The organism is Pseudomonas sp. A25(2017) (assembly GCF_002001065.1).
Lineage (GTDB): Bacteria > Pseudomonadota > Gammaproteobacteria > Pseudomonadales > Pseudomonadaceae > Aquipseudomonas > Aquipseudomonas kilonensis.
In genome coordinates this window covers 31793-42444 of sequence record NZ_MUOA01000075.1, presented here as the reverse complement: position 1 = coordinate 42444, position 10652 = coordinate 31793, and the positions used below count along the sequence as shown (strand labels likewise).

Below are 10652 nucleotides of genomic sequence, written 5' to 3'. Positions count from 1 at the left end.
CCTGTTTACGGCAGCGGCTGAGCGGCGACCGGTTCTGACAGTTGATATGGTTGCAGTACGCTTCGGCGCTGCCCGTCCAATACCCAGGCGAAACTCGAGTACATCACCCCCAGGCAGACCAGCGTAAAAACCGCCACCGTCCAGGCCGGGACAATGCGCACCGGGTTGCGTCGCGTACCATCGAAGCCTTCCCAACGAGGCGACAGTTCACGAGGAATGTCGCCGCGTGCCTGGCAGATCAGCCGATACAGGGCATCGCGCAGATTTTCGAGTTCGAGCATCCCACGGGTCTGCACCCGATACTTGCCCTCGAAGCCCAGGGACAGGCACAGATACAACAACTCAAGCATCGACAGGTGTTTGATGGGGTTTTTCGACAAGCGCTCAAGCAATTGAAAGACCTTCTCGCCGCCGAAGGTTTCGTTGTGAAAAGTGCTGAGCAGGCTTATCTGTGACCAACCACCGCCATGGCCCCACGGCGTAGTGACGATCGCCTCATCGATCGCTGAGCAGAGCACGTACCGCGCCGCGATCAACTGACTGTTTTCAACACCGTCCTGCAAGGCACAGGCTTCGAACTGCTCCAGGCCTCGCTTCAGTTCCCCTTTAAGGGCTTGCAGGTCCTCGCGTTCGCGGCCGTGCTTGAGCTGCACCATTTGCGACAACAATCCGGACGCCGCCGAGACCAGCGGATTAAGGCTGACATTGAAGGCCTGAGACCGCGGCAGGTGCGCGGCGTAGATCATTCGCTCTTGCAACTGTTCGAAACGCGGCGGCGCAGCAGCGTCGGTCAAGGGTCCGGAAGCAGGACGCTGTCCATGGTGGTCGAGCAGGACGGTTGTTTCGTCCTGGGGATTTTCCTTGTCCATTTCGTTCAATTCCTGATGGCCCAAAAATTCAGTTCAAGCTCGGCGAAATCACCGCACACATGGAACGCGAAGCCTGCCGAGCGCTTCAGTTGCGCCAGGTCTTCGGAGCTGGGCTCCAGGATGAAATAGGTTTTGTTGGCATGGAAGGCGATCTGCCGCGGAGCCACAGGCAGAGGCCTGATCTTGATACCGGGCAGATGCAGGTTGACCAACTGGCGGATGCGCTCCACAGAGCCAACCTTGAGGTTCAACGGCAGTCGATGGCGCAGCTCTTCGCTGTCACAGTTGGCACTAGCCGCCAGCACGAATGAAGCCGTATCCAGCAGGGAGAGGTCCTGCATCGGCGAAACGGTGATTCCATATTGGCGCGGCTGCAATTGCAGCTCGATAGCGTGCTGCTCGAGCACCATCGACAGCACCTGGCGGATCGCTTGCATCAGGCTGCGAAAACATGCGCCCTGGTCGCTGTGCTGGTAGCGGTTGGTGAGGGGTGGGCGCTTGCTGTCACTGGAGAACGTCGCCAGTTCACCCAACAGGGCCAGTAGCATTCGGTAGAGCGTTTCGGGATGTACTTGCTCCAGGTCCAGATAATGACGCAGCAACAGTTCGCTACGGTTGATCAGTTGCAGCATCATGAAATCGCCGACTTGCGCACCACCGGCCTTGCCATTGAAACGGATCCGCTCCGCAAGACTGTCACCCCGATGGGCAAGCATGCCGATGATCTCCTTGAGACACGACAGCAAATAATGGGATGAACGAGCCTGGAGGAAGGTCGGCACAAAGTCCGGGGCGAGCCTGATCACTCCATCGGCCGTGGTATCGAGCACCTCACAAAGCTTGAGCTTCACAAACGCATGGTCGCTCTGTTGCTCGCCCAACAGCAGGCGCAGGTCCGGCCGGCCACAACTGATCTGGCTCCCGCCGGAATCGCCGGCGTTGGAGTCGGTCACCTGCGCGTCGTAGATGGTGTAGCGCGCCAGCACGTCAGATTGCTCCGGACGACGGGACTCGATGTGATTGCCGGTCACCAATGGCAGCGCGAGGTAGATCGGTGTATTGCTGGTATTGGACGGTACTTCCAGGGCCAACGGCTCGGTGTTGCCACCGAGCTCGAACAGACTGCCGTCCGGCAGGACCCCGCTGGCCTGGCTGACCACCAGTTGGCCCATGTTGAGAAATTGCAGATCGATTTCCAGCGCCAGGAATCCCCAGGCGTAACTGGCCAGCAACCGGGTGCGAACCTTCAACTGGTGGTCGAAGTAACGATCGTTGTGTTGCAGATGTTGTGGACGCAACAACATGCCTTCTTGCCAGATGACTTTATCGTGATTCATCGGTCATCTACCTTGGCCTGTCTTTCAAGCATGTTGGCGATCCCATCCTGGTCGAGAGTCAGGTTCGCTTCGGTCAACTGCGTCGCAGCCACTGGCAGTGTGTAGCGCCAGCGGGCGTGTGGCAGGTCCCGGTACGCCGCGAGTATGCCGACGTAACGGCCATCCCCAGTGATACCGAGCCTGAGCTCGACGGTTTCACCTGGGCGCAATTCCAGCTCTTCGCTGGAAACCAGATCGGGGGCCAGTGTTTCCCTCGCGCGCTCATAAAGGCTGAAGAAATCCGAATTTTCAAAGGCTACCGGATGCCTGAGTTCGAACAACCGCACCACCACTGGCGATGGGCGCCCATTGAGGTCGGGGTTGAGCTGATCACTGGCCGTCAGGGTGAGGTTGAGCTTGGTCATCGTCGAAAAGGGCGACAAGGTGGTGCAACCGCCCAGCAGCAGGGCCATGGCCAGCGCCTTCAAAGTCTTGAATAAGTGCATCGTGCAGTGCGACATGGACGTCATCCGTGGTGATCGATTTGCAGGCTGGCAATCAGACGAACCTGTTCTTCATAGGTCTGGGCCGGGTGCAGTTCGCCTTTCAACGCCGAGCGAGTGCGCAAGCTCTGCTGCAAACCATGAATGCTTTGCTTGAGCAGCAGCGCGGCGTTGATCGCCAGGGTTTCGCGGGCCTCGCTATCAAGGCTTTCGAGATCCATACCCAAGGCCATCGCAAAGCGCTCCCAAAAATCTTCGCGCGGGTGATCCATAGCGCCGGCGGGCGGGATGGACGCAGGCCTTGGTTCAACGAGCTCTTCGACCAACTCCGGCACCAGCAGGCTTTCCATGTCGATACGCGCATAATCTGGGCGCCCAAGGGCATCTGGTGGTACGGCAGTGGGATTTATCAGCTCATCGATGTCCAGCAAGACCCGCTCCTGTTGGTCCAGCGCTTTCAGCGGGTCGAGTTCCAGAAAGGCATCGTCCGGAATGAGACTGTCGACCGGCGTTGAGCGACCGGCTTCGGCAACGCTGTTCGACGGGCCGCCGACCAGCCGTGCCAGGACCTCGAATTCGCCCATGATGTAGGCGTCTCCGTCCTGTATCCGTACCGGCTCGCCCTTGGGCAGGCGTGCGCCGCTTTCGCGGTGGGTCGTACCGTTGCCACTGGTATCGGTCAGGAAAAACGCGCCCTCACGGAAGCTGACCTGCGCGTGACACTTGGACAGCAGGCGATCACGATCAGGGATCATCCAGTGGCAACCCTCGCCCCGACCGATCACTCCGCCGGCCGGTCCGAAGGTCTTGTGAAGCAGCCGTACAGGGACGAACTGGTTGGCGTTCAGCATTTCGAAAACAAGATCCATCTACTAAAGGTTCCTTGGGTCACTTACCGCGATAGACCGCTTGTGGATCACCCAAAGGGCGATAATCACTGTCGTTGAATTTGTAGTTACCACTACAACCGCCGAGGGCAAGCGACACGAGGAACGTCAGCAGGACGGCTCGCCAGGCAAAAACAGGCATCGAAATTTCTCCAGGAATGACCGGGCTGGAAGGACTACGAACAAGGCGAGGATCAATCATTGAAATCACTACGCTGAACGTTCAGGCGCGCAAGGCGATAGACCAGCGTGCGTAGCGGCAAGCCAAGTTCACGGGCGGCACGCGCCTTGTTGCCCGAGCTCTCGCGCAGGCCATCGATCAGCAGGCCACGTTCGATCTGCTCCATCCGTTCACGCAAGCTCACACGGCCCCGCTCGGCTGGGGTCTGGATGTGTAGTGCAAAATGCTCGACAAGCAGTTCGCCGCCCTCGCACATGAGCACGGCCCTTTCTACGATGCTCTTGAGTTCACGAACGTTTCCCGGGAAGTCGTAGGCGGCCAGGTGATCGAGCGCTGCGTCTGACCAGCGCACCGGATCCCGCTGCAGGAGTGTGCAAGCCTTGTCGGCAAAATGCCGCGCCAGCTCAATGATGTCGCCGTCGCGCTGGCGCAACGCCGGTAGCGGAATTGGAAACTGCGCAAGGCGGTAATACAGGTCTTCGCGGAACTTGCCCTCCTCCATCAGTTGCTTCAGGTCGCGGTGGGTAGCAGCAATGATGCGCACGTCGACTTGGTGAGTGACGTTGGACCCCAACGGTCGGATTTCGCCTTCCTGCAACACTCGCAACAACTTGGCCTGCAGGGATAACGGCATATCGCCAATTTCATCGAGCAACAGCGTGCCGCCGTTGGCCGCGTCGAACAGCCCGGCGCGGTCCCGGTCGGCACCGGTGAACGCGCCCTTGCGATAGCCGAAAAGCTCACTCTCCAACAAGTTCTCGGGAACCGCCGCACAGTTCTGCACGATAAACGCCTTGGATCGACGCGGGCCGTAATCATGGAGGACCCGGGCCACCACCTCCTTGCCGGTACCGGTCTCACCCCGCAGCAGGACGGTATAGGGGCTGTGCAGTACTTTACTGAGCAATGAGCAGGTCTTGCGCATGGCCATGCTCTTACCAATCAGGCCGTAACTGACGGCGCTCGGCAGGCTCGTGGTATCAGGCACCGACTCGTCGACAGGACCGCGCAGACGCTGTAACAGATGCATCTGGCCAAGCGCGAAGGTCCCAAGATGTCCCAGGGACTCAGCGATCCCATGCAGGTCGAGGTGCCGATTGCTCGCGCATAGCAACAAGCCTCCGACCCCATCCTGCGGATCACCCAAGGGAACGCAAAGCAGCGACTGCCAGGGGGTGGCCCGCGGCGGCAGGAAACCGGTTTCGTGCACGCTGTCGCTTAACGCGTCGAGGTACACCACACGGTTCTGGCACAGGGAAAATTGCAACAATTGCTCAGCGTGGTAGTCGGAGGGCAGGCTTTGCGGGTCACGAAATTGCAACTGGCCATCCAGGCTCTCGGTGTTCATTACCAGGCGGGTGCGAGTGGCATCGAGCAGGTACAACTGCACCAGTTCACAGCCACTGAGCCGCGCTACGCCCTGGATGAACTTCCCCACCAGCTCAGCACCGTCCGCCAAGCGCGAAAGGTCGGAAAACAGCGCCAGAAGCGCTTCGGCATAGTCCAACGGTTGCGAAAGTTTCTTGAACATGGCGCCCACCTCAGGAGAACTCACACGCGACGCTGGCATCACCGTTGAGCACGGCGTGTACATGCCGTAGCTGTTCACCACCGGCCATGGCGGCGAGCAACCGGTCGGCAACCAGCGGCATCAGGTGCAGGTCAAGCAGTTGGTCAATCAGTCGTGCGCCACGATCATTACGACTGCAACGCTCAACCAGGTGGTTCACAAGGTGCCCGCAATAACTGAAACCCAATTGACGACGCTGCAGCCGCTCGCCCAAGCGGTCGAGTTTGCCCTCCACCAGTTCACGTAACACTGGCCCGTTGACCGGGTAGTACGGCACCACGCACATGCGCGCCAGCAGCGCGGGTTTGAAATGTCGACTGAGTATTGGGCGAATGGATTCTTCAAGGCATTCGGCACTTGGTTTGGCGCCGTTTTCGCACAACTCGTTGATGCGCTCGCTGCCCAGGTTCGACGTCATCAGGATCAGGGTGTTGCGAAAATCAATCTCCCGCCCTTCTCCGTCGTTGGCCAAGCCCTTGTCGAATATCTGGTAGAAAAGATTCAACACATCCGGGTCGGCCTTTTCGACCTCATCGAGCAGCACCACTGAATAGGGCTTTTGCCGCACGGCTTCGGTGAGCATGCCGCCTTCGCCAAAACCGACGTAGCCCGGCGGCGCCCCGATCAGCCGGGAAACCGTATGTTTCTCCTGGAATTCGGCCATGTTGAGCGTGGTGATAAAACGATCACCGCCATAGAGCAGGTCGGCCAGGGCATGCGCCGTCTCGGTCTTGCCGACGCCACTGGGCCCTACCAACAGAAATACCCCCACCGGGGCGTCGGGTTTGTTCAGGCCTGCGGCGGCGGCACGCATCGCACGGTCAAGCGCCTGTACAGCCGGCTCCTGACCACGAATACGAGCACGCAGGTCCGTCGCGAAACTGGCGACTTTCAAATTGTGCTCTCGCGCCAGTTGTGCCAGCGGCACACCGGTCCAGGCACTGATGACCTCGGCTACCAGTCGCGGGCAAACTTCGAAGCTGACTAGGCGCGCCTGGACTTGCGCAGCCACCAACGTGCCGTGTGTTTCATGCAACGCCGCTTCCAGTGCTTCGACGCTGAGGGGGTGATCCACCGAGGCTTTCCGTGCCTTGGCCAATTGCTGACGAAGCGACAACAGGCGTTCCGCAAGAATGCGTTGCTCGGTCCATTGGATTTCCAGCGTTCGGCGCTCGTCTTCGGTAGCCTCCAGGCGTACCTCCAGCGCTTCCAGCGCCTGAAGATCAATCGATAAGCCGGCCTGCGCATCACGACGAAGCGCTTGGCGCTGGCGCTCGCCTTCGGCCAACTCGCCGCGCAACCGCTCCAGGCTGTGCGGCGCAGCGGCCAGGCTGATGCGCACGCGGGCGCAGGCAGTGTCCAACACATCCACAGCCTTGTCTGGCAACTGACGACCAGCCAGGTAGCGAGCCGACAATTGCGCCGCCGCGACCACCGCATCATCACGCAGGTAAATGCCGTGACTGTTCTCGTAGACCCGGGCCAGGCCACGCAGGATGGTCACTGCCTCACTGACGGTCGGCTCGTGCAATTGCACCGGTTGGAAACGACGGGCCAGGGCCGGGTCTTTTTCAAAATATTTTTTGTACTCGGCCCAGGTGGTGGCCGCGATAGTACGCAGCTCGCCCCGGGCCAAGGCCGGCTTGAGCAGGTTGGCCGCATCGGCGCCCCCGGCGTTGCCACCCGCGCCAATCAAGGTGTGAGCCTCATCGATGAACAGGATGATGGACTTTGGCGAAGCCTTGACCTCGTCGATCACCCCTTTGAGACGACGTTCGAATTCACCTTTTATGCTGGCCCCGGCCTGCAGGAGCCCCATATCCAGCGAAAGCAGCTCGACGCCTTCGAGCACTGACGGTACTTCTCCGGCGGCGATGCGCAACGCCAGCCCCTCGACGATGGCGGTCTTGCCCACCCCTGCTTCACCGACCACGATTGGATTGTTTTTGCGGCGACGAACGAGGATATCGATCATCTGCCTGATTTCACCGTCGCGACAAAGCACCGGGTCGAGTTGACCTTCACGAGCCTGCCGGGTCAGGTCGTGGGTAAAGCGCGCCAGCAGGGAGTCGCCCGGCTTGGCGGAGTGATCGGCGACAGGGTGGGTCTGTTGCGACAAGGCGAAATCTTTCAACCGATCGACGTTCAGTCGGGTGAGCAGCGCCTGGTAAGCACTCCCTGCATAGCGAAGCGGGTTGCGCAGCAATGCCAGGATCAACGCGGCTTGTCCGACCTGGCTGCAGCCCAGCTCGAGATTGGCCACCAGCAGTGCATCCTGCAACCATTGCACCAGCTCCGGGGCGAATACCGGGTTGCGCGAAGCGCTGTGTCCCATCAGTGGTTGCAGCGCAGCGCTCAGTTCACCTGCGCTTACCTGGGCATCCTGCAAGGCTCGCGCGAGCAGCCCCTGCGGACGTTCCAGCAAGCCCAGCATCAAGTCTTCCACCAGGACTTTGTCTGCGCCACGGGCGACGCATCGCTCGGCCGAGCGCTCCAGATCGCTTCTGGTTTCGGCGTCCAACGCCTGGATCAGTTGCTGAAGGTCTACGTTGATCATGTCATTCATTCCTAATGAATTTTGCTGCCGAGGGTCACCACGCCATCGGCGCGCTCGTGCCCCAACCAACTGGTCCATCCCAGGCGGCAGATGTTCTGTTCTCCAATGCACAGCTCACGAATGTCCTGCCGGCGCAGGACCAGGCGAATGTCATATTCGAGGGGATCACGCAGGGTGAATCGCACCAGCGAGCACAACGGCTGGTAACCGATGCCGATGGGCAGGAATTCGTGAAAACGCTGCCAGTCCAGTTCGCTGATATGGATCCGGAACTTGCCGCTGCGGTCACGCACCTGTTCACCCAGCACCAGGTCTTGGCTCAGCAGGCTATTGGCGCTCCCCAGGCGATTGCGCTGTTCGCCAAGGATCTCCACGCGCCGCTCGATGCACTGCTCAAGGTTCAGTTCGGCGTGTTTGAAGTAATAACGCAGCACGGCCTCGATCAGGGCTGCCGAATGAGCACGAAGACTCAGCAGTCCCAGATACGGCAGCAGACGCTTCCAGTTCAGTTGACTGGCCTTGCGAATGTCTTCGCCGCCCAGGCCGATCAGCGCAAACAACTGCTCGGAAAACGGGTCTTTAGCTCCGCTCTGAAAACTTGCGCAGTAGCGATACTTGCGCCAGATCGGCAGCATCAGCCGTTGAAGACGGTGGTGGAAGACGTCGAGGAAGTCGCGCGTCGGATTGCCATCCTCCTCCCCCAGGGCCTGCTCACCATAGAACGCCGGTAGCGGCGACCCTGCCCCTACCAGGCTGATCAGGTTCATGCTCAGGCGCGCTCGCACCTGGCCGTGCTCTTCGAAAAACTCCACACGATCGATGTCGCTGGCGGGGAACCCCAGGCTTGGGTTGGCCTGGAACTCCAGCCGGTCATACAGCGCCTCATCATCCAGGTCTGGGTGAGCCTCGCGCAGCCGATCAACGACCAACAACACGGCCTGAAATAGCGAGTACTCGCGTATCCCTCGCGTCAGCCCGCTTATAGAAGCGGCTGCTGGCCCATGCGGGGTGTCCATTGATAGACCTCTCCTTGTGTGCTGTTCACCCGCAGTTCGTGGTACGAATTGAGGCTGGCATAAAGCGCGAAGAATTCGTTGAGAACCGAAGCGAAGACGAACAGGTCGCCCTCGCCGATGTATCCCTGGGGGTCGATGGTCAGTTCGGTGCGCAAGCCACGAACCGGCAAGCCTCGATGCAGGCGGTCGACATGCTGGTGCCTGATCGACTTGAGCCCGTCCAGCAAACGCTTGCTGACCTTCTCTGTCTGCTCGTCGTAGTAGCGCGGAAAATCATAGGTTTCGAGAATCACCTTGAGCGCATTGACGTCCGCCAGCGACAGGTAGTTGAGTGACATGTTGCTGACCAGCTTCCAGAGGAAATCGCGATTGAGCGGGGGAGCGAAGCTCGAGGTGACCGGCCCGATGTTGCGGAAACTCAGCGCCTCAGGGCTTTTTTCACCGGGCTGGTCGATGTCACCCGGCTTGAGCTGGCGCGGCAGGTTCTGGTTGGTGCACATCAACTCGATCGACAGGGTTTCATGGGGGTGAGAGTGCCGGGTACCGAAGCCCAGGCAGGTATCCAGGCCACCGTGCAGCAATGAAGGGCGCTGACGAACGCTGTAGTAGGGTCGGCTGTGGGCCACATCGAAGCTTGAATCGTGCTCGAAGGATTCGAACGGCACATAGGCCTGATAACCCAGGCCGCCGGGGTTCCAGCCGGTGACGCTTTCGACCGAGAACACGCCGCAGTGCTCCTGGTCATAATCGGCCGGCAGCAACAGGTATTCGTCCTGTTTGCTGTCCAGGCGGATTGGCTGGGCATCATGCTTGAACAGATTGACGATCGGCGTGCAGTGAAGCTTTATGTTGTCCAGTGTCGGGCGCGTCCGCTGGATACCGCTTTTGCCAATATCGAAGCGCAGTTCCAGGCCCCGCATCTGTTCGACGCTGCCACGCGGAGCAGCGTTGATCACGTCCAGGCCATTGACGTCGACGAACAGGAACTTGTCCTGGAAGGCGAAGTATTCCTGCAGGTAGCGATAGCCGCGAAAAGTATTCAGCGGATACGGGATCAGCGCTTCCTCTTCGGCAAACCCTACCGGCTGGACACGATCGGCCGGGACCCTGAACATCATGGGGCTGCCATCTGCAGCCCGCAGGGCATCGCCGGAGCCGTCCAGCGGGATCAGCTCGATACCTTCAAGGTTGCGCAAGAGACTGAGATAGAGCATCTGGCTGATGTAACGCTCGCCGGTCAAGTGCAGACGCAATTGGCTCAGTTGCAGTTCGCCCAGATGACCGTCGCAACACATTTCCAGGCGCAGGCTCAACAGCGACCCATCCCCTTTCACTGAATAACTCAACCTGGTCAGATCAAGCGCCAGCACCTCGGTTGAGTAACACGTCAGGAAACGGCAACGCACCTGCTGCACAGGCTTGCTTTCGACCGGCGTATCACGCTCCACCCGCAGTGCGGGGCCGGACCGCTGTAGTGGATCGAACTGCAAGATGCTGAAGGCCGGCAACGGCCGCATGTAGTTCGGCCACAACAGCTGCATCAGCGAATGGCTCAGCTCCGGCAATTGGTCATCGAGCTTCTGGCGCAGCCGCCCGGTCAGGAATGCAAACCCCTCCAGCAGCCGCTCCACATCCGGGTCCCGTCCGGCCTGCCCCAGAAAGGGGGCCAACGCCGGGTTACGCTCGGAGAAGCGCCGGCCCAGCTGACGGAGCGCCGTCAGCTCGCTCTGGTAGTAATGATTGAACGACATGT

8 protein-coding genes and 1 pseudogene are annotated in these 10652 nt (G+C 60.1%); all 9 read right to left on the bottom strand.

The features are described from left to right. Positions 1–5 precede the first annotated feature (5 nt). Positions 6–869 carry a type IVB secretion system protein IcmH/DotU gene (gene icmH / locus B0E42_RS19250; RefSeq protein WP_077507068.1) on the bottom strand — a complete coding sequence of 288 codons (864 nt, stop codon included), beginning with the start codon at positions 867–869 and terminating at the stop codon, positions 6–8. Between the two features lie 5 nt (positions 870–874). Further along, entirely contained in the window at positions 875–2206 is a 1332-nt protein-coding gene (gene tssK, locus B0E42_RS19245; RefSeq protein ID WP_053186314.1) for a type VI secretion system baseplate subunit TssK, read from the bottom strand. Then, on the bottom strand, positions 2203–2706 hold the full coding sequence (gene tssJ, locus B0E42_RS19240; RefSeq protein WP_053186311.1) for a type VI secretion system lipoprotein TssJ: 504 nt from the start codon (positions 2704–2706) through the stop codon (positions 2203–2205). Before tssJ ends, tssK begins: the two co-directional genes overlap by 4 nt. 59 nt (positions 2707–2765) lie before the next feature. Further along, positions 2766–3557, bottom strand: a pseudogene (tagH, locus tag B0E42_RS19235) (type VI secretion system-associated FHA domain protein TagH); the annotation flags it as partial. A gap of 19 nt (positions 3558–3576) precedes the next feature. Continuing rightward, positions 3577–3717 carry a hypothetical protein gene (locus tag B0E42_RS19230; RefSeq protein WP_053186305.1) on the bottom strand — a complete coding sequence of 47 codons (141 nt, stop codon included), beginning with the start codon at positions 3715–3717 and terminating at the stop codon, positions 3577–3579. A 52-nt stretch (positions 3718–3769) separates the two neighbouring features. Further along, a complete protein-coding gene (locus B0E42_RS19225) occupies positions 3770–5287 on the bottom strand; it encodes a sigma-54-dependent Fis family transcriptional regulator (protein WP_053183129.1) in 1518 nt (505 codons plus the stop codon). A gap of 10 nt (positions 5288–5297) precedes the next feature. Beyond that, positions 5298–7883 (bottom strand): type VI secretion system ATPase TssH, encoded by a 2586-nt coding sequence (gene tssH / locus B0E42_RS19220; protein ID WP_077507067.1) that lies wholly within the window; start codon positions 7881–7883, stop codon positions 5298–5300. Between the two features lie 11 nt (positions 7884–7894). Continuing rightward, complete coding sequence (tssG, locus tag B0E42_RS19215; RefSeq protein ID WP_077507066.1) at positions 7895–8899, bottom strand: type VI secretion system baseplate subunit TssG; 1005 nt, start codon at positions 8897–8899, stop codon at positions 7895–7897. Beyond that, a complete protein-coding gene (gene tssF / locus B0E42_RS19210; RefSeq protein WP_053186295.1) occupies positions 8863–10650 on the bottom strand; it encodes a type VI secretion system baseplate subunit TssF in 1788 nt (595 codons plus the stop codon). The genes tssG and tssF overlap by 37 nt, the downstream gene beginning before the upstream one ends. Positions 10651–10652: the final 2 nt, after the last annotated feature.

Bases quoted from the DNA above. Each gene is read 5' to 3' on its own strand.
- icmH (WP_077507068.1), bottom strand. From the start codon at position 869: ATGGACAAGGAAAATCCCCAGGACGAAACAACCGTCCTGCTCGACCAC.
- tssK (WP_053186314.1), bottom strand. From the start codon at position 2,206: ATGAATCACGATAAAGTCATCTGGCAAGAAGGCATGTTGTTGCGTCCA.
- tssJ (WP_053186311.1), bottom strand. From the start codon at position 2,706: ATGTCGCACTGCACGATGCACTTATTCAAGACTTTGAAGGCGCTGGCC.
- B0E42_RS19230 (WP_053186305.1), bottom strand. From the start codon at position 3,717: ATGCCTGTTTTTGCCTGGCGAGCCGTCCTGCTGACGTTCCTCGTGTCG.
- B0E42_RS19225 (WP_053183129.1), bottom strand. From the start codon at position 5,287: ATGTTCAAGAAACTTTCGCAACCGTTGGACTATGCCGAAGCGCTTCTG.
- tssH (WP_077507067.1), bottom strand. From the start codon at position 7,883: ATGATCAACGTAGACCTTCAGCAACTGATCCAGGCGTTGGACGCCGAA.
- tssG (WP_077507066.1), bottom strand. From the start codon at position 8,899: ATGGACACCCCGCATGGGCCAGCAGCCGCTTCTATAAGCGGGCTGACG.
- tssF (WP_053186295.1), bottom strand. From the start codon at position 10,650: ATGTCGTTCAATCATTACTACCAGAGCGAGCTGACGGCGCTCCGTCAG.